The sequence below is a fragment of the Thermomonospora sp. CIF 1 genome (assembly GCF_001896795.1).
Lineage (GTDB): Bacteria > Actinomycetota > Actinomycetes > Streptosporangiales > Streptosporangiaceae > Thermomonospora > Thermomonospora curvata.
This window is the reverse complement of record NZ_MOYN02000026.1, coordinates 13,792-32,216: the sequence shown is the minus strand read 5'-3', so window position 1 is coordinate 32,216 and position 18,425 is coordinate 13,792. Positions and strand designations below refer to the sequence as shown.

General features: G+C 72.5%; 14 protein-coding genes and 1 tRNA gene. 10 read left to right on the top strand and 5 right to left on the bottom strand.

The genetic code is table 11. The annotated features are described in order from the left end of the window. Positions 1 to 196: 196 nt before the first annotated feature. Entirely contained in the window at positions 197 to 850 is a 654-nt protein-coding gene (locus BUE48_RS22660; protein ID WP_286990978.1) for a response regulator transcription factor, read from the bottom strand. A 77-nt stretch (positions 851 to 927) separates the two neighbouring features. Beyond that, positions 928 to 2,097 carry an epoxide hydrolase family protein gene (locus tag BUE48_RS22655; protein WP_286990977.1) on the bottom strand — a complete coding sequence of 390 codons (1,170 nt, stop codon included), beginning with the start codon at positions 2,095 to 2,097 and terminating at the stop codon, positions 928 to 930. A 64-nt stretch (positions 2,098 to 2,161) separates the two neighbouring features. On the opposite strand from BUE48_RS22655, the gene BUE48_RS22650 reads away from it, so the two are divergent. Then, positions 2,162 to 3,145: a helix-turn-helix transcriptional regulator gene (locus tag BUE48_RS22650; RefSeq protein WP_012854858.1), complete on the top strand. Its 984-nt coding sequence runs from the start codon at positions 2,162 to 2,164 to the stop codon at positions 3,143 to 3,145. Between the two features lie 599 nt (positions 3,146 to 3,744). Here the strand turns inward: BUE48_RS22650 and BUE48_RS22645 are convergent. Further along, a tRNA-Leu gene (locus tag BUE48_RS22645) sits at positions 3,745 to 3,833 on the bottom strand. A gap of 202 nt (positions 3,834 to 4,035) precedes the next feature. Here BUE48_RS22645 and BUE48_RS22640 point away from each other — a divergent pair. Then, positions 4,036 to 5,358 (top strand): M20/M25/M40 family metallo-hydrolase, encoded by a 1,323-nt coding sequence (locus BUE48_RS22640; RefSeq protein ID WP_012854856.1) that lies wholly within the window; start codon positions 4,036 to 4,038, stop codon positions 5,356 to 5,358. Between the two features lie 120 nt (positions 5,359 to 5,478). Here BUE48_RS22640 and BUE48_RS22635 read toward each other — a convergent pair whose 3' ends face one another. Next, positions 5,479 to 5,664: a DUF5703 family protein gene (locus tag BUE48_RS22635; protein WP_012854855.1), complete on the bottom strand. Its 186-nt coding sequence runs from the start codon at positions 5,662 to 5,664 to the stop codon at positions 5,479 to 5,481. Between the two features lie 257 nt (positions 5,665 to 5,921). Between BUE48_RS22635 and topA the strand changes: the two genes are divergently transcribed. The 7 genes from topA to BUE48_RS22600 all read left to right on the top strand — a co-directional run bounded on the left by topA (position 5,922) and on the right by BUE48_RS22600 (position 15,911). Continuing rightward, on the top strand, positions 5,922 to 8,702 hold the full coding sequence (topA, locus tag BUE48_RS22630) for a type I DNA topoisomerase (RefSeq protein ID WP_502694623.1): 2,781 nt from the start codon (positions 5,922 to 5,924) through the stop codon (positions 8,700 to 8,702). 64 nt (positions 8,703 to 8,766) lie between these two features. Then, a complete protein-coding gene (gene tmk, locus BUE48_RS22625; RefSeq protein WP_286990975.1) occupies positions 8,767 to 10,782 on the top strand; it encodes a dTMP kinase in 2,016 nt (671 codons plus the stop codon). An 18-nt stretch (positions 10,783 to 10,800) separates the two neighbouring features. Further along, complete coding sequence (locus BUE48_RS22620) at positions 10,801 to 11,973, top strand: DNA polymerase III subunit delta' (RefSeq protein WP_012854852.1); 1,173 nt, start codon at positions 10,801 to 10,803, stop codon at positions 11,971 to 11,973. A 24-nt stretch (positions 11,974 to 11,997) separates the two neighbouring features. Beyond that, positions 11,998 to 12,477: a low molecular weight protein-tyrosine-phosphatase gene (locus tag BUE48_RS22615; protein ID WP_012854851.1), complete on the top strand. Its 480-nt coding sequence runs from the start codon at positions 11,998 to 12,000 to the stop codon at positions 12,475 to 12,477. 4 nt (positions 12,478 to 12,481) lie between these two features. After that, positions 12,482 to 13,333 (top strand): fructosamine kinase family protein, encoded by an 852-nt coding sequence (locus tag BUE48_RS22610; RefSeq protein WP_012854850.1) that lies wholly within the window; start codon positions 12,482 to 12,484, stop codon positions 13,331 to 13,333. A 310-nt stretch (positions 13,334 to 13,643) separates the two neighbouring features. Continuing rightward, positions 13,644 to 15,011, top strand: coding sequence for a TolB-like translocation protein (locus BUE48_RS22605; protein WP_286990974.1), 1,368 nt, complete (start codon positions 13,644 to 13,646; stop codon positions 15,009 to 15,011). A 78-nt stretch (positions 15,012 to 15,089) separates the two neighbouring features. Continuing rightward, positions 15,090 to 15,911: a PSP1 domain-containing protein gene (locus tag BUE48_RS22600; protein ID WP_041442746.1), complete on the top strand. Its 822-nt coding sequence runs from the start codon at positions 15,090 to 15,092 to the stop codon at positions 15,909 to 15,911. A gap of 6 nt (positions 15,912 to 15,917) precedes the next feature. On the opposite strand, the gene BUE48_RS22595 is transcribed toward BUE48_RS22600, so the two are convergent. Then, complete coding sequence (locus tag BUE48_RS22595; protein WP_286990972.1) at positions 15,918 to 16,667, bottom strand: DUF427 domain-containing protein; 750 nt, start codon at positions 16,665 to 16,667, stop codon at positions 15,918 to 15,920. 163 nt (positions 16,668 to 16,830) lie between these two features. Here BUE48_RS22595 and BUE48_RS22590 point away from each other — a divergent pair, with 163 nt between their 5' ends. Further along, complete coding sequence (locus BUE48_RS22590) at positions 16,831 to 18,351, top strand: alpha/beta hydrolase (RefSeq protein WP_286990970.1); 1,521 nt, start codon at positions 16,831 to 16,833, stop codon at positions 18,349 to 18,351. The last annotated feature ends 74 nt before the right edge of the window (positions 18,352 to 18,425 follow it).

Sequence of the window (18,425 nt, the reverse complement as noted above, 5' to 3'; positions counted from 1 at the left end):
GTGGTCTTGGGCGCCGGAGACGGGAGCCCCGATGGTGTCCGAGGTCGTGACGTCGCAGGGCACGGCATCGTCCCTGATTGCCAGGCCCTCGCATGCGACCTGTGGAAACGGCGTGTTGAAAAAGGTTCAACGATCGGCGTCACGGGGATCGCGAAGACCTGAAGCGGCGGTGCCGGATTGCACGAAGACGCCCGAATCAGCGTTCGACCAGTCCCGCCTCGTAGGCGAGGATGGCCGCCTGCACGCGGTTTTCGACGTTCAGCCGCTGCAGGATCGTGCTCACATAACCCTTCACCGTGCCTTCGACAAGGTGCAGCCGGGCGGCGATCTCCGCATTGGACAGGCCCTGGCCGAGCAGGCCCAGCACATCGCGCTCCCGGCCGGTGAGCCGTGCCACCAGTTCCCTCGCCCGGGCGGCTCGGGATATCCGGTCGTTCGACATCTGCGATATCACGTATTTGGCCACCCAGGGCGACAGGTAGGCCGCCCCGCCGGCGACCGCCCGCACCGCCGAGATCAGCTCCCGCGGGCCGCTCGTCTTCAGCAGGAACCCGCTGGCCCCTCCAGTGAGCGCGCGCTGGATGTAGGAGCTCTCCCCGAAGGTCGTCAAGATGATGACGGCGGTCTCCGGCACGATCCGGCGGATTTCCGAAGCGGCGGCGAGACCGTCGAGACCGGGCATGCGCACATCGAGCAACGCCACATCGGGACGCACCCGCCGGGCCTGCTCCACGGCCTGCGCCCCGTCCGCCGCCTCGGCGACGACCTCGATCCCCTCGTCGGAACCGAGGATCGCGTTGACCCCGACCCGAACAATCGGCTCGTCATCGGCCAAAAGCGCCCGGATCACACGCGGCATGCTACTGAATTTCAGTGGGCCGGGACCGTCGATGCCTCATAGAGCCGCATATCGGTGGTGCGGGAAATTCATGGCCGGAGTTCCCTGAAGAAGGCGCGGATATCGGCGACCATGAGATCGGGGGCCTCCAGCGCCGCGAAATGGCCGCCGCGCTCGTACTCGGTCCAGCGCACCACGTTGTGCACCCGCTCGGCCAGTGGCCGCACGGAGTAGTCGGTGGGGAACACCGCGACGCCGGTGGGTACCGTGCCGCGCGTGCGCGGCGCCCGCATGGCCGGGTCGTTGAAGCGCTCGTAGTAGGTGTGGGCGGCGGAGCCGGCCGTGCCGGTGAACCAGTAGATGCTCACGTCGGTGAGGATCCGGTCCCGGTCCACCGCGTCCTCGGGGAGTTCGGCGGCCGGGTCGGTCCAGTCCTTGAACCTCTCCACGATCCAGGCGAGCTGGCCGACCGGGCTGTCGTGCAGCGCGGCCGCGATGGTCTGCGGCCGGGTGCCCTGCAGCTGCATGTAGGCGCCCAGCTCCCGCTGCCAGCGCCGCATCCCCTCCAGCCGCGCCCGTTCGGCGTCGGTCAGCGCCGCCATGACCTCCGTGTCGCCGTCGGGGAAGGTGAGCAGCCCGTTGACGTGCACGCCGATCACGTTGTCCGGCGCGATGCGGCCCATCAGCGGCGCGATGAACGCGCCGACGTCGCCGCCCTGCACGCCGTAGCGGTCATAGCCCAGGCGGGCCATCAGCCGCACCAGCGCCGCGGCGGTGCGGGTGTCGTTCCAGCCGGTGCCGGGCAGCGGGCCGGAGAAGCCGTACCCGGGCAGTGACGGGATCACCAGGTGGAAGGCGTCACGGGCGGCGCCGCCGTGCGCCGCCGGGTCGGTGAGCGGGCCGATCAGGTCCCAGAACTCCACGATCGAGCCGGGCCAGCCGTGCAGCAGCATCAGCGGGACGGCGTCGGGCTCGGGCGAGCGCACATGCACGAAGTGGATGTTCGCCCCGTCGATCACGGTGGTGTGGTGCGGGAAGCGGTTGAGCGATGCCTCCTGGAGCCGCCAGTCGAAGCCCTCGGCCCAGTGCTCGGCGAGATCACGCAGGTAGTCGGCGGGCACGCCGCGTTCCCAGCCGGTGCCGGGCAGCTGCGGGGCCCAGCGGGTGCGGCGCAGCCGGTGGCGCAGGTCATCCAGGTCGGCCTGAGGGATGTGGACGCGGTAGGGCCGGACCGGCACAGCGGGGTGCGTGTTCCTCATGTCCGCGACGCTATCGGGGAATGGTGACAGCTTCTGGCACTGATTGCGGCCACAATGGGGAAGCGTGCTGGAGACTTCGGCGCGGTTGCTGCGCCTGCTGTCGCTGCTGCAGTCACGGGCCGACTGGACCGGCGCCGAGCTGGCCGAACGCCTGCAGGTCGGATTGCGCACCGTGCGCCGCGACATCGACCGGCTGCGCGAACTGGGCTACCCCGTGGACTCCACCCCGGGCGTCGCCGGCGGGTACCGGCTGGGCGTCGGTGCCGCTCTGCCGCCGCTGCTGCTGGACGACGAGGAGGCGGTGGCGGTGGCGATCAGCCTGCGCACCGCCGCGACCGGCAGCGTCGCCGGCCTGGAGGAGGCCGCGCTGCGGGCGCTGGCCAAGGTCCAGCAGGTGCTGCCGTCCCGGCTGCGTCACCGGGTGGCCGCCTTCCATGCGGCCGTGCCGCTGACCGGTGCGGCCACCGGCGGCGTGGACGCCGACCTGCTGACCGCGATCGCCGCGGCCTGCCGCGACCGCCGCCGCATCCGCCTGCGCTACCGCTCCCGCACCGCCTCCACCCGCGAGGTCGAGCCCTACCGGCTGGTCCACACCCCGCGCCGCTGGTACCTGCTCGCCTACGACCTGGGCCGGGACGACTGGCGCACCTTCCGGGTCGACCGCATCGAAGAACTCCTCGGCCCGCCCGGCGCCCGCTTCGCCCCGCGCCCCCTGCCCCAGGAGGACACCGCCGCCTACGTCTCCCACTCCATCAGCACCGCCCCCTACGCCTACCAGGCCCGCATCCTCTTCCACGCCCCCTTGGAAGAGGTCGCCCCCCGCACCTCACCGACGGCCGGCCGCCTGGAGGCGGTGGGCGCCGGCCGCTGCCTGTTCCACGTCGGCTCCAATTCGCTGCAGGAACTCGCCGTCCACGTCGCCGCCAAGGGCTTCGACTTCGAGGTGCTCGACCCCCCGGAACTGATCCCCGTCCTGCACGACCTGAGCGACCGCCTGCGCAAGGCCGCCCAGGCCGCCACCGGGCCCGGCCGGCCGCCCGGGGACTGATGGGCGCGCACCGCGAGCGGCTCCTCGGCCTCGGCCGGCGGCCGCTGGAGGTGCTGTCGCGCCCGGCCGACGAGGTGCGGGGACGGACCGACGCGGCGGCCGTCGCGGTCATCACCTTGTGCGTGGCCGGCCTGCCCACCGCCGCGTTCCGGCGTGCCCTCACCGCCCGGGCGCCTCCTGGCCGGTCCCATCACCCCGAAAGCGGTCCCATGGGTTGGGCCGATCAGAACACCGGTCCCGACGGGTGGGACGAGGCGGGTGGCGCTGGACCAGCCGCTCCAATTCGGGGAAGACGCCGAGGACGAAGGATTGCCGCCGCGCTCCCACCGTCCGCCCTCGGGCCGGTCGCGTGCGCGGGTGGAGGCGGGTGACCCGTCCCGGGACGAGGCCGGACCCCGCTCTCTCCGTTACGGGCACATCAGCGTGGATCTGCCCATCGTCACCTTCGTCTCATGGCCGGTGACCGCGGTGAAAACCCACCCGTGGATGTGAGAATTCCTCGCGTTCCCGGTCGACGGGAAGGGATGAACGGCAGAACTTCGAAAACCGGACACGACAAAAGCCCCGAGTCTGTGACTCGCGCAGACTCAGGGCTTTCCTGGTGTCCGAGGGGGGACTTGAACCCCCATGCCCTGTGAAGGGCACTAGCACCTCAAGCTAGCGCGTCTGCCTATTCCGCCACCCGGACTCGAGCACACGCGCACCAGCGCGCGTCGGCGTGCCAACGATATCAAACGCGCCGACTCGCGGCGAAGTCGATCGAGGGACACATGCACCCGCGGTGAGGCCGATCAAAGAGACGCACGGATTCGCGACCAGGTCGATCGGGGGGCACGATGGGCGGGGTAGGAGGCGAGGGCCGTCAAGGCAACAGGTCAAGGAGGGGCCCGGTGGCTGAGCGCATCGGCGCGCACGAGGGAGCAGAGGAAGAGGTCGTCCGGCTCTGCCAGGAGCTGATCAGGATCGACACCAGCAACCCGGGAGATCACTCCGGCCCGGGGGAGCGGGCCGCGGCCGAGTACGTGGCCGAGAAATTGGCCGAAGTCGGCCTGGAGCCGGTGGTGCTGGAATCGCACCCCAAGCGGACCAGCGTCATCGCCCGGATCGAAGGAGAGGACCCCGGCCGGGACGCGCTGCTGCTGCACGGCCACCTGGACGTGGTGCCGGCGCGGGCCGAGGACTGGACGCACCACCCCTTCAGCGGGGAGATCGCCGACGGGTGCGTGTGGGGCCGCGGCGCGGTCGACATGAAGGACATGGACGCCATGATGCTGGCCGTCGTCCGGCAGCGGATGCGCGAGGGCCGCAGGCCGCCGCGGGATGTGGTGGTGGCGTTCCTGGCCGACGAGGAGGCCGGCGGCACGTGGGGCGCCCAGTGGCTGGTGGACGAGCATCCGGAGCTGTTCGAAGGGTGCACCGAGGCGGTCGGCGAGGTCGGCGGGTTCAGCCTGACGGTCCCCGGGGACCGGCGGATGTACCTGATCGAGGCGGCCGAAAAAGGCATCGCCTGGATGCGGCTGAAAGCCGCCGGGACGGCCGGGCACGGCTCGATGGTGCACCCCGACAACGCGGTCACCGCGGTGGCGGCGGCGGTGGCCCGGCTGGGCTCCCACCGCTTCCCGGTCCGGCTGACCAAGACGGTGCGGGCGTTCCTGGAACGGGCCTGCCAGGCCTACGGCGTGGAGTTCGACCCCGACGACCCGGAAAAGTGCCTGACGCAGATCGGCCCGCTGGCCCGCATGATCGGGGCGACCCTCCGCAACACGGTCAACCCGACCGTGCTGGAGGCCGGCTACAAGGTCAACGTCATCCCCCAGGAGGCGACCGCGCAGGTGGACGGGCGGTTCCTGCCGGGGCACGAGGAGGAGTTCTTCGCGACCGTGGACGAGCTGCTCGGGCCGCAGGTCACCCGGGAGTTCATCCACCACGACCGGGCCGTCGAGACCGACTATGAAGGCGCCCTGGTGGCCGCCATGGAGGAGGCGCTGACCGCCGAGGACCCGGGGGCGCTGCCGGTCCCCTACTGCCTGTCGGGCGGCACCGACGCCAAGGCGTTCGCCCGCCTGGGAATGCGCTGCTTCGGTTTCGCCCCGCTGCGGCTGCCGCCGGAGCTGGACTTCTCCGGAATGTTCCACGGCGTGGACGAGCGGGTGCCGCTGGACGGCCTGCGTTTCGGGGTGCGGGTCCTCGACCGTTTCCTGGACCGGGCCTGAGGGGCACCGCCCGGCCCCTTGAGGAGACCGCGTCCGGGCGGAACGCGGACGAGAGCACCGTCACAACGCGTGTGATCCGCCACCCCCGTCCCGCCCGGAATCCGGCCGGGCCGCGCCGTTTCAGAGGGTGAGCACCGGGCGGATGACCTTGCGGCGGAGCTGGATTCTGCGGCTACCGTCTGGGTAGAGGCGCAACCGGTGGAGTTCCCATCCGCCATACTCGGCATGCTCGGTCATCAACTGCCGGGCGGCATCCCTGGAAGTACCGCGCGGCAGCCGCAGGACGAGGTAGGTGTACTCCGCCATTACCCCTCATTATGACTCGGGGAACGCCTGCTGGGGAGGGTCGGGGGAGGATCCTCCGCCGCTCGGGGTCTGCGATGCCGGCGGGGACGTGTCATCCTGTCGGAGGTTCGCGGCGAAGGGAACTTGCGGGGAAGACGAGGCGCTGGAAGGTTGCGAAGGCCTTCCATGTTGTCTCGGGGAGGACATCGGGGTTCTCAAGGAGACATCCGGGGACATCCACGCACGTGACGGACGAAGACAGTGAGGTTGGAGCGATCGTGCCAGCCAAGAACGGCACAGCACAGCGGGGCCGGGGTCGGGGCCGGGCCGCGGCGTCCAGTGGCACGGGCACACGCCTGGTGATCGTCGAGTCGCCCGCCAAGGCCAAGACGATCGCCGGTTACCTGGGCAGCGGCTATGTCGTGGAGTCCAGTATCGGCCACATCCGCGACATCCCGCGGCCCGCCGACATGCCCGAGGAGATCAAGAACGAGCCTTGGGCCAAGCTCGGCGTGAACGTCGATAAGGACTTCGAGCCGTACTACGAGGTCACCCCGGACAAAAAGAGCCAGGTCGCCAAGCTGCGCAAGGCGCTGAAGGAGGCCGACGAGCTCTACCTGGCCACCGACGAGGACCGCGAGGGGGAGGCGATCGCCTGGCACCTGCGCGAGGTGCTCAAGCCCAAGATCCCGGTGCACCGCATGGTGTTCAACGAGATCACCCCCGAGGCGATCCGGCACGCCGCCGCCAACCCCCGCGAGCTGGACCTGAAGCTGGTGGACGCCCAGGAGACCCGGCGCATCCTGGACCGCCTCTACGGCTTCGAAGTCAGCCCGGTGCTGTGGCGCAAGATCATGCAGGGCCTGTCGGCCGGCCGGGTGCAGTCGGTGGCCACCCGCCTGGTGGTGGAGCGCGAACGCGAGCGCATCGCGTTCGTCCCCGCCCACTACTGGGACATCGAGGCCGACTTCGCCGTCGCCGCCGCCGACGAGGAGGGCGGCCCCCGCTCGTTCGTCGCGCACCTGGTCGGGGTGGACGGCAAGCGCATCGCCCAGGGCCGTGACTTCTCCTCCCGGGGCGAGCTGAAGTCCGCCGAGCTGCTGCACCTGGACGAGGAGGCGGCGCGCGGCCTGGCCGAGCGGCTGTCCGGGCGTCCCTTCACGGTCACCTCCGTCGAACGCAAGCCCTACACCCGCAAGCCGTACGCCCCCTTCCGCACCACCACCCTGCAGCAGGAGGCCAGCCGCAAGCTGGGCTTCTCGGCCAAGTACACGATGCAGGTGGCGCAGCGGCTGTATGAGAACGGCTTCATCACCTACATGCGGACCGACAGCACCAACCTGTCGGAGACCGCCCTGGCCGCCGCCCGCGCCCAGGCCACCGCGCTGTACGGCCCCGAGTACGTCGCCGACAAGCCCCGCATCTACGCCACGAAGGTCAAGAACGCCCAGGAGGCGCACGAGGCGATCCGCCCCGCCGGGGACGTCTTCCGCACCCCGGCCGAGACCGGGCTGACCGGCGACCAGTTCCGGCTGTATGAGCTGATCTGGAAACGCACCATCGCCTCCCAGATGAAGGACGCCGTCGGCCAGTCGGTGTCGGTGCGGGTGGAGGGCTCCTCCAGCGCCGGCGAGCGGGCCGAGTTCGCCGCCACCGGCAAGACCATCACCTTCTACGGCTTCCTGAAGGCGTATGTGGAGGGCGCCGACGACCCCGAGTCCGACGCCGACGACAGCGAGCGGCGCCTGCCGGCCCTGGCCGAGGGCGACCCGCTGAGCGCCGAGCGGCTGCAGGCCCAGGGGCACAGCACCCGCCCGCCCGCCCGCTACACCGAGGCCACCTTGGTCAAGGAGCTGGAGGAGCGGGAGATCGGCCGGCCCTCCACCTACGCCACGATCCTGGGGACGATCCTCGAACGCGGATACGTGTTCAAAAAGGGCACCGCGCTGGTGCCGTCCTTCCTGGCGTTCGCCGTGGTCAACCTGCTGGAGAAGCACTTCGGGCACCTGGTCGACTACGACTTCACCGCCAAGATGGAGGACATCCTCGACCTGATCGCCCGGGGCGAGGCCGAGCGGGTGCCGTGGCTGCGCCGCTTCTACTTCGGCGACGGCAACGGCGAGGGCGAGGTCGGCCTGAAGGAGCTGGTCACCGATCTGGGCGAGATCGACGCCATCGGGGTCAGCACGTTCCCGATCCCCGGCAGCGACATCACCGCCCGGGTCGGCCGGTACGGCCCGTACCTGGTGCGCACCAAGCCGGACGGCACCGAAGAGCGCGTCAACATCCCCGCCGACCTGGCGCCCGATGAGCTGACCGCCGAGAAGGCCGAGGAGCTGTTCGCCCAGCCCAGCGGCGACCGCGAACTGGGCCGCGACCCCGAGACCGGGCATGCGATCGTGCTCAAGACCGGCCGGTTCGGCCCGTATGTGACCGAGGTGCTGCCCGAGGAGCTGACCACCACCGCCTCCGGGCGCAAGAAGAAGGACGCGCCCAAGCCGCGCACCGCCTCGCTGCTGAAGTCGATGCGGCCGGAGACGGTCACCCTCGAGGACGCGCTGAAGCTGCTGTCGCTGCCGCGCACCCTCGGGGAACTGGACGGCGAGCCGGTGACCGTGCACAACGGCCGCTTCGGCCCGTACGTCAAAAAGGGCTCCGACAGCCGCTCCCTGGCCTCCGACGAGGAGCTGTTCACCCTCACCCTGGAGCAGGCCCGGGAGCTGTTCGCCCAGCCCAAGCAGCGCGGCCGGGGCCGGAGTGCGGCATCGGCGCCGCTGCGCGAGCTGGGGGAGGACCCGGCCACCGGCAAGCCGATCGTGGTCAAGGAGGGCCGCTTCGGTCCCTACGTGACCGACGGGGAGACCAACGCCAGCCTCCGCAAGGGGGATGAGGTGGAGTCCATCACCGTCCAGCGCGCGGCCGAGCTGCTGGCCGAGCGGCGCGAGAAGGTCGCCGCGGGCGGCGGGCGCAAGACCGCCACGCGGCGCGCCTCGGCCAAGAAGACCGCGACCGCCAAGAAGACCACGGCCAAGAAGACATCCGCTCGCTCCGCGACCTGACCGTAGTCAAGGAAGTACGCAGACCGGTCCCCTCGGGCAGGGTCACGTCGATACCCTGACCGACATGACCAGAACGGGCGCGGCCGAGCCGGATGTGCTGTCGATCAAGCCGCTGCGGCGGCTGTGGCTCGCCTTGTCGCTGGCCGGTCTCGGCGACTGGCTGAGCCTGCTCGCCCTGACCGCCCTGGCCTGGGCGCTCACCTCGGGCGAGGGGTATGCCGTCCAGTCGCTGGCGGTGGGCGGGGCGCTGCTGTGCCGGGTGCTGCCGGCGGCGCTGCCGCCCGGCCTGGCGGCGGTCGCGGCCGTCCGGCTGGATCGGCGGACGGCCATGATCTCCGCCGACGTGCTGCGGGCGGCGCTGCTGGTGACCGTCCCGCTGATCGGGCAGGCGGCCTGGCTGATGGTGGCGGCGCTGCTCGTCGGCTGCCTGTCGGTGCTGTGGCGGGCCTGCGCCGAGGCCGTGATCGACGACCTGGTGCCCCCCGGCAAGGCGCAGGCCCCGCACCGGCGCGCCGCCCGGATCGGCTACGGCGCCGCGCCCGTGGCCGCGCTGCTGCTGGCGCTGCTGGCGCTGGCCGCCCAGGCGCTGCTGGAGGGACGGGCCCGCGCCGACCTGCCGGCCTACGCCACCGCCGCGGTCTTCCTGCTGTCGATCGTGGCGGTCTTCGCCATGGGCGCCGTCCCGGCCGCCCCCCGCCCCGTGGCGCCGCGCGTGCGGGCCGGGCGCACCGGCCTCAAGGGGCTGCGCGGGCTGACCGCCGCGCTGGCCGGGGTGCTCGCGGCCGGCGGCGCGGTGGCCGGCGTGGCCCGGATCTACGTGGCCGCGCTGGGCGGCGGCGACGCCGGGTTCGGGGCGCTGCTGGGCGCGGCGTTCACCGGGACGGCCTGCGGGCTGCTGCAGGGCCCCCGGCTGCTGGGCGACTTCAGCCGGCGGCGGCTGCTGGGGCTGACGGCCTGGGCGGCCGGTGCGGTGACGGCGGCCCTGGCGCTGATCCACAACCTGGTGGTGGTGGTCGTGCTGGCCGGGCTGCTGGGCTGGGCCTGCGGGGTGGCGTGGGCCACCGCGCGCACCCTCGTCCACACCGAGGCCGAGGAGGAGGACCGCGCGCCCGCGCAGGCGTTCCTGCAGGCGCTGGCCCGTGCGGTGCTGCCGGTGACGCTGGCCGCCGCGCCCCTGCTGGCCGGTGTGATCGGGGAGCACACCCTGCGCCTGACCGACGAGGCCGCCTACTCGCTGGACGGCGTCAACGTCGTGCTGCTGGCCGTGGCGCTGGTGACGCTGCTGATCGGGCTGGTCGCCCACCGCGCGCTGGACGACCGCCGCGGGGTGCCGCTGGGCGCCGAGCTGGCCGCGGCGCTGCGCGGCGTCCCCTACACCCCGCCCGAGGCCGCACAACCGGCCGCCCGGGAACGGGGGGTGTTCATCGCGTTCGAGGGCGGCGAGGGCGCCGGCAAGACCACCCAGGCCCGGCTGACCGCGATCTGGCTGCGCGACCACGGCTACGACGTGGTGACCACCAACGAGCCGGGCGCCACCAAGGTCGGCATGCGGCTGCGCGCCATCCTGCTGGACAAGGAGACCACCGGGCTGTCGGCGCGCGCCGAGACGCTGCTGTATGCGGCCGACCGCGCCAACCACGTGGCCAACGTGATCAAACCCGCGCTGGAGCGCGGCGCGATCGTGGTCAGCGACCGGTATGTGGACTCCTCCCTGGCCTACCAGGGCTACGGCCGGGAACTGCCGGTCGAGGAGATCGCCGAGGTCAACCGCTGGGCCACCGACGGGTTGCAGCCGGATCTGACGGTGCTGCTGGACCTGCCCCCGCAGACCGGCCTGGGCCGCTTCGCCTCCCCGGCCGACCGGATGGAGTCCGAGCCGCTGGACTTCCACGAGCGGGTCCGCCGCGGCTTCCGCAAGCTCGCCGAAGCCGACCCGGACCGCTACCTGGTGCTGGACGCCACCCGCCCCCAGGAGGAGCTCAGCCGGCAGATCCGCGACCGGCTCCGCCAGATCCTGCCCGACCCCATCCCGCCCAGCACCGAGGACATCACCAGCACCTTTCCCGCCATCGCCGACTGACGCCCTAGCCTTGGGGCCATGAGCGTCTGGGACGACCTGGTGGGGCAGCAGGCGGTCGCCGAGCGGCTGGCGGCCGCGGCCGCGGCGGGCGCCCGGGTGCTGGCGGGCGGCGAGCGGGCCGCCGGGGGCATGACGCACGCCTGGCTGTTCACCGGCCCGCCGGGGTCGGGACGCGCCGGCGCGGCGCGGGCGTTCGCCGCCGCGCTGCAATGCCGGGAGGACCCCCCGGGGTGCGGGCACTGCCCGTCCTGCCACCAGGTGCTGCAGGGCACCCACGCCGACGTGGAGGTGGTGCGCCCCGAAGGGCTGTCCTACAGCGTCAAGGAGGCCCGGGAGCTGGTGCTGCGGGCCTCGTCGGCGCCGACCGGGGGACGCTGGCGGATCGTGTTGTTCGAAGACGCCGACCGCTCCACCGAGGCCGCCGCCAACGCGCTGCTGAAGGCGATCGAGGAACCCCCGCCGCGCACCGTGTGGCTGCTGTGCGCGCCGTCCCCGGAAGACCTGGTGACCACCATCAGGTCCCGCTGCCGGGTGGTGACGTTGCGGACCCCGCCCGCCGCGGCGATCGCCGAGGCGCTGATCCAGCGGGACGGCATCGACCCTAAGGTCGCCGCCGAGGCGGCCCGGGCAGCCCAGGGCGACCTGGCGCGGGCCAGGCGGCTGGCCACCGACCCCGAGGCCCGCCGGCGGCGCGCCGAGGTGCTGGCCCTGCCGGGGCGGCTGAACGGCCTGGCGCAGGCGGTGAACGCCGCCGCCGCGCTGGTGGCCGCCGCGGAGGCCGACGCCAAGGCCATCGCCGAAGAGCTCAACGAGACCGAGACCGCCCAGATGCGCCGCGCCCTGGGGGAGAACGACAAGGGCCGGATGCCGCGCGGCACCGCCGGCGTGCTCAAAGAACTGGAAAAACGGCAAAAGTCGCGGGCCAGCCGGGTCGAGCGCGACGCCCTGGACCGGGCGCTGCTGGACCTGGCGTTCTACTACCGGGACGTGCTGGCGCTGCAGCTGGGCTCTGCGGTGGAGCTGGTGAACGGCGACCGGGAGGCCGAGCTGCGCGCCCTGGCCTCCGCCGGCACCCCGGAGGCCACGCTGCGGCGGCTTGAAGCGATCATGGAGTGCCGCCGCAGGCTGGACGCCAACGTCCAGCCGCTGCTGGCGTTCGAGGCGATGACGATGGCCCTGCGCGCCGGCTGAGCCGTCTCGGGCAGGATGGGGGTCATGCCGTACCGCGTCACGTTCGTCTGCACCGGGAACATTTGCCGCTCGCCGATGGCCGAGTGGATCGTGCGCCACCACGTGGAGGAGGCCGGGCTGGACGTGGAGGTGGACAGCTCCGGCACCGACGGCTGGCATGTCGGCGAGGGCGCCGACCACCGCACGGTGCGGACGCTGACGCGGGCCGGGTACCGCGTGGCGCACCGGGCCCGGCAGTTCGAGCCGTCCTGGTTCGACCGCTACGACCTGATCATCGCGATGGACCGGGGGCACCGGCGGGCGCTGCGGGCGATGGCGCCGGACGCCGAGGCCCTGGGCAAGATCAGGCTGCTGCGCGAGTTCGACCCCGCCGCCGGCGACGACCTGGACGTCCCCGACCCCTACTACGGCGGACGGGCGGACTTCGAGCACGTCCGGGAGCTGATCGAGGCGGCGGTCCCGGGGCTGCTGGAAGAGATCCGCAACGCGCTCAAGGACCGCTGAGGCGATGGACCGGCGGCGACTGGAACGGCTCACCGGCGCGGCGGCCGAGCAGGTCACCGCGCTGGGCACCGGTCACGCCTGGTCGCTGTGGCGGGTGCGCCTGGCCGACGGCCGCCAGGTGTTCGTCAAGGCCGCCGACGACCGGCCGGGACTGTTCGCCGCCGAGGCCACCGGGCTGCGCTGGCTGGCCGAGGGCGCCGGCCATGCCGCGCCGGTGCCGGAGGTGATCGCCGTCGACGACCACATGCTGGTGCTGCCCTGGCTGCCGGCCGAACCGCCCTCCCCGCAGGCCGCCGAACGCTTCGGCCGTGAACTGGCGGCCCTGCACGCCGGCGGCGCCGATTCCTTCGGCGCGCCCTGGCAGGGGTTCATCGCCCGGCTGCCGCTCGACAACACCCCGGCCGACCGGTGGCCGCGCTGGTACGCCGAACGCCGGATCGCCCCCTACCTGCGCCTGGCCGCCCGCCACCTGGACCGCGCCGAGGTGGGGCTGGTCGAGCGGGTGATGGCGGAGATCGAGACGCTGGCCGGGCCGGAGGAGCCGCCCGCCCGCATCCACGGCGACCTGTGGTCGGGCAACGTGCTGTGGTCCGGCGGCCGGGCCTGGCTGATCGACCCGGCCGCCCACGGCGGCCACCGGGAGACCGACCTGGCGATGCTCGCCCTGTTCGGCGCCCCGTACCTGGACCGCATCCTGGATGCTTACCGGGAGGTTCACCCTCTCGCCGAGGGCTGGCGGGCCCGTGTCCCGCTGCACCAGCTGCATCCGCTGCTGGTGCACGTGGCGCTGTTCGGGCCGTCTTACCGCGGCGCCGCCGTCGAGGCCGCCCGGGCGGCGCTGCGCGCGTCCCGGTGAACCTGTCCGGCGCGGCGTTCCCGCAGGCCGGGACGGGACGAGGGGCCGTGCCCCGGCCCGCCGCCGGGCGCCCGCGGGACCTTCGCCGGTGAGCCCCGCGCAGTAAGCGATCTTGCGATTCGGGCGAATCGGGGATCGCGGAGCTCGATTATGCGATAGGACATTTTGGTCGCGACATGGAGAGGTCGGTGCGGCGAGCCCGGTGAACGGCAAAGGCGAAGGACGGAGCGCAAAGTCCCCCCTGTCCGGTAATGTCCGGCCTGGTGATCGGCGGGCCGGTGGCGTCCGGAAGGACGACATTGCGCTGGCGGTGGTCATCGTGCTGGTCGCGCTGGCCGTCGCCGCCGCCTTCGGCCTGCTCGGCGGCCGGCGGCGCGGGACCGCCGGGGCGAGGCCGGCCGAGGACGAGGCCGGCGGTCCGCGACATGGAGAGGTCGGTGCGGCGGATTCGATGAACGACAGGCGTGAGGAACGGCACGAGGAACCTGCCGAGCCGAAGGGCTTCGACGACCCCCTCGGCACCCGGGTCTGGGGCTCGGCTTCGGGAAGCGGCGCGTCCGCCGCGGGCGGATCCGCCGCCCCGCCGTGGGAGCCCGGCGCCGCGGCCACGGCCTCGCAGGACGCCGCCGAGACCTCCGGTGCCGCGTCCGCCAAGCCCTCCTCCCACCGGGCTCCCGCCGCCTCCCCGTTCGACGGGGTGCGCTCCGGTACCGGCCCGGTGCTGCTGGCCGTGGCGTTCGCCCTGGTGGTCGCGGTCGGCGTGGACGTGATCAACGACCGGCAGGACGCCAAGCCCGCCAAGAAGGCGACGGCGCAAAAGGCCGCCGAGACCTCCGGCAAGGTCGCCCCCCGCTTCCTGGTGGCCGTGCGCCGCTCCGGCGACGCCGCGGTCGTCCGGGACGTGCAGACCGGCGAGGAGGTGGGCGTGGGCGTCGCCGCCCCGCAGGGACAGCGCTGGCACCAGGTGGCCTCGGCCGGGGACGGAAGCTACATCCTGTCCGCCTACGCCTCCGGGCGGATCACCTTCCACCGGCTCACCCTCACCTCCAAGGGCGCGCCGCAGGAGCTGACCCAGCTGCCCGGCCTGCTGGTGCAGGGCGTCTCCACCGCCCGCTCCGACATGGCCGTCAGCGCCGACGGCAAGCAGATCGCCTACCTGGCCTACGCGCCGGGCACCAGCCGCATCGAGGTCGTCTCCACCGACGGCGCGCGGCGCAAGCAGTGGACGACCCGCCTGCCCGGGCGGATCAGCAGCCTGTCGTGGGCCGGCGACACCCTGTCGTTCGTGTGGACCACCACCCGCGGCACCGCCGTGCGCCGCCAGGTCCGCACCCTCGACACCACCGCCGCCGGCGGTGACCTGCGGGCCAGCAAGCCCGTCCTGGTGCTGCCGGCCGGCGGCACCGCGGCCGTGCTCAGCCGCGACGGCCGCGCCGTGGTGGCCGGCGTGCGCAGCCCCGCGGCGCTGACGCTGCAGGAGTTCTCCGTCGCGACCGGCAAGCCCACCAAGGTGGTGTGGACCCGCAAGGCCGACCGGGCCGGGGAGATCTCCGCGCTGAGCCGGCACCCCGAAAGCGGCCGGCTGCTGGCCGCCGGGACCCGGGAGCTGGTCTACCCCGGCCCGGACGAGGAGGTGCGCGGGCTGCCCGCGGCGGGTTACACCGACGTGGCCTGGTGATTTCGCTCACATCCGTCCCTTACGGGTACCGCGTAGGGTGAACGGCACCGGGAGCGGTGAGGGGGTCTGGCCGTGGGCATGGTGATGGCAGTCAGCTTCACCCGGTACGGGCGGCTGTACTACCTGGACCCGGGACCGTACTCGCCCAAGGTCGGCGACAAGGTCCTGGTGCCCACCGACGCCGGCCCGGAGGTGGCCGAGTGCGTGTGGCCGCCGCAGTGGGTCTCCGAGGACATCGGCGGCCTGCCGGTCTGCGCCGGGATGGCCACCGAGGAGCACCTGGCCCGCGACGAGGCCAACCGGCGCCGTCGGGCCGAGGGCCGCAGCATCGCCAAGCGCCTGATCCGCAAGCACGGCCTGCCGATGAAGGTCATCGGGGTCGACTACCTGGACGCCGACAACATCTTCAAGGTGTACTTCTCGGCCCCGCACCGGGTGGACTTCCGCGCCCTGGTGCGGGACCTGGCCCGCACCGTCAAGGCCCGGGTGGAGCTGCGCCAGGTCGGCCCCCGCGACGAGGCCCGCCTGCAGGGCGGCATCGGCCCGTGCGGCCGGGACCTGTGCTGCGCCACCTTCCTGAAGGACTTCGAGCCGGTCTCGGTGCGCATGGCCAAGGACCAGGACCTGCCGGTCAACCCGCTGCGGATCGCCGGCGCCTGCGGCCGGCTGATGTGCTGCCTGAAGTACGAGCACCCGCTGTACGTCGAGGCCCACCGGCGGATGCCCCGGCTGGGCCAGCGGGTGGACACCCCCGAAGGCAGCGGCCAGGTGGTGGCCCGCAACGTCCCCGCCGACGAGATCACCGTCCGGCTGGACGACGGCCGCCGCTGCTCCTGCCCGGCCGCCTCGGTCTGCGCCCCGCGCCGCCAGCACGACGCCGCCTACGGCCGGACGGACTGAGCCCGCTCAGGCGAAGGGCGTCTGTGGACGTTCCTGCTTCACCCCGTCCACGTAGATGTCGACCTTCTCGTTGTAGAAGGCGATCAGCCCCGCGATCTTCTGGCTCTCCGGCAGGGGCGAGCGGTAGGACCAGGCCAGGTCCGGATACGTCCGGTCCCCGATGCGCACCGACCAGTACTCGGCCTGCCCCTTGTAGGGGCAGTGCGTGACCGTGCCGGTGGGTTCCAGCAGGTCCGTCCGGACGTGCGGCTTGGGCAGGTAGTAGCGGGTCGGCAGGCCGGTTTCGAACAGCAGCCTCGGGCTGGAGGACTCGGCCACCGTCACCCCGTCCACCTCGACGCGGACATGCCGTGAACTGGCCAGGACGTCCACGCGGTGGTAGGGGTCGCGCGGGTGGGTGAAGACCTCCTCGTCCTCCTCGAACCACCCGTCCATCGCGTCCCACTCCAGCCTCACCAGGCCGCGCAGCGCCTCGATGGGGGAGTCGGGGTAGCGCAGGGCGGCTTTGGGGGCCGTGGCTTTCTCGGTCTTCACGGTGAACACCCGCCCCTCGCCCAGTGTGGGGGAAGGCTTGCTCTCTTCTTCGGGCACCAGCAGGTCCGTCCGGACGTCCTCTACCGGGAAGTAGTAGGTGGGGTAGTAGGGGACCTCCCAGACCAGGAACGGGCGGAGGGAGTCGGCGATCGCCTCGCCGCCCAGATAGGCGCGCACCCGTTTGGCGCTGGGCTCGATCCGCACTTCGCGCTGTGCATCCATATCCGGGCCAACATCACGGTGGGTTACGCTATTTCCCTTTGGGTGATCTTCTTGGGGGCTTGGTTTCTCTTGTCCACAACGCTGTGGACGCAGGAGTACGGGACGCCGGGTGGGGAAACCCGCCTCTACCGGACCGGGCCGCGCGGACGGAATGAGGTGGACGGTGAACGCACTGCGACGGGGAACCGGCCTGCCGCACCGGATCCTGGCCGTACTGGCGGCCGCGGCCCTCATGCTGAGCGGATGCAGCGGCGACTCGTCCCCCAAGGAACAGGCCCCCTCCGGGCTGGAGCGCTACTACGCCCAGGAGCCGTCCTGGCGCGACTGCCGTGACGGTTTCGAATGCGCCACCGTCGAAGTGCCGCTCGACTACGCCAAACCCCAGGGCGAACGGCTCGCCCTGTCGGTCATCCGGCTGCCCGCCCGCGACCGCGGCGAGCGCATCGGCTCCCTGATCACCAACCCCGGCGGCCCCGGCAGCTCCGGCGTGCAGTTCCTCCGCGACGCCGGCGCCCTGTTCGGCGAGCGGATACGCGACCGCTTCGACCTGATCGGCTTCGACCCGCGCGGCGTGGGCGACAGCGCCCCGGTCCGCTGCCTGGACGGCCCCCGCATGGACCGCTTCCTCGGCACCGACGCCTCCCCCGACGACACCCGGGAAGTGGAGGCCCTGCGCGCCGAGGGACGGGCCTTCGCCGACGCCTGCAAGGCCCGCTCCGGCCCCCGCCTCCCCCATGTCGGGACCGCCGACGCCGCCCGCGACATGGACGTGCTGCGCGCCGCCCTGGGCGACGGCAAACTCACCTACCTGGGCTTCTCCTACGGCACCTACCTGGGCGCCGTCTACGCCGAGCAGTTCCCCCGCAAGGTCCGCGCCATGGTCCTGGACGGCGCGGTCGACCCCGCCCTCTCCGCCACCGACCTGCTGATCGAACAGGCCAAGGGCTTTGAGACCGCGCTGCGCGCCTTCGTCGAGGACTGCACCGCCGCCCTGGACTGCCCACTGGGCTCCGACCCCGAAGCCGCCCTGGACAAGATCACCGACCTGCAGCGCCAGACCGACAGCGCCCCCTTGACCAGCCCGCGCGGCGACCCCCGCCCCATCAACGAAACCTGGGTCACCACCGGCATCGCCGCCGCCCTCTACACCAAGGCCTCCTGGCCGACTCTCCGCCAGGCCCTGGCCGCCGCCATCTACGACAACGACGGCGACCTCCTGCTCACCCTCGCCGACCAGCTGTACGACCGGCGCCCCGACGGCTCCTACGGCAACCTGATGGAGGCCAACATGGCCGTCAACTGCGTCGACAAACCCAACCTGCCCGACGTCGCCGCCTACCAGAAGGAGGCCGACAAGGCCGCCCGCACCGCCCCCCGCTTCGGCCCCTACGTCGTCTGGAGCGGCCTGCCCTGCATCTACTGGCCCGTCCAGACCACCGAGTCCCCCCGCCCCCTGTCCGCCAAGGGCTCCGCCCCCATCCTCGTCATCGGCACCACCCGGGACCCCGCCACCCCCTACCGCTGGGCCCAGGCCCTGTCCTCCCAGCTCGCCTCCGGAGTCCTCCTGACCTTCGACGGCGACGGCCACACCGCCTACCTGGGCGGCTCCCCCTGCATCACCCAGGCCACCGACCGCTACCTCCTCACCACCACCCCACCCGCCGACGGCACCGTCTGCCGCTGACCCAACCCTTGAAACTCACCACTCTCCCGGATACCCAATACGCATCACCCGCCCGAACCCAGTAGACTCTCTAT

Coding starts and splice junctions, on each gene's coding strand:
- BUE48_RS22655 (WP_286990977.1), bottom strand. CDS start 2,097: ATGAGGAACACGCACCCCGCTGTGCCGGTCCGGCCCTACCGCGTCCAC.
- BUE48_RS22635 (WP_012854855.1), bottom strand. CDS start 5,664: ATGGCGGAGTACACCTACCTCGTCCTGCGGCTGCCGCGCGGTACTTCC.
- tmk (WP_286990975.1), top strand. CDS start 8,767: ATGACCAGAACGGGCGCGGCCGAGCCGGATGTGCTGTCGATCAAGCCG.
- BUE48_RS22620 (WP_012854852.1), top strand. CDS start 10,801: ATGAGCGTCTGGGACGACCTGGTGGGGCAGCAGGCGGTCGCCGAGCGG.
- BUE48_RS22615 (WP_012854851.1), top strand. CDS start 11,998: ATGCCGTACCGCGTCACGTTCGTCTGCACCGGGAACATTTGCCGCTCG.
- BUE48_RS22610 (WP_012854850.1), top strand. CDS start 12,482: ATGGACCGGCGGCGACTGGAACGGCTCACCGGCGCGGCGGCCGAGCAG.
- BUE48_RS22600 (WP_041442746.1), top strand. CDS start 15,090: ATGGTGATGGCAGTCAGCTTCACCCGGTACGGGCGGCTGTACTACCTG.
- BUE48_RS22595 (WP_286990972.1), bottom strand. CDS start 16,667: ATGGATGCACAGCGCGAAGTGCGGATCGAGCCCAGCGCCAAACGGGTG.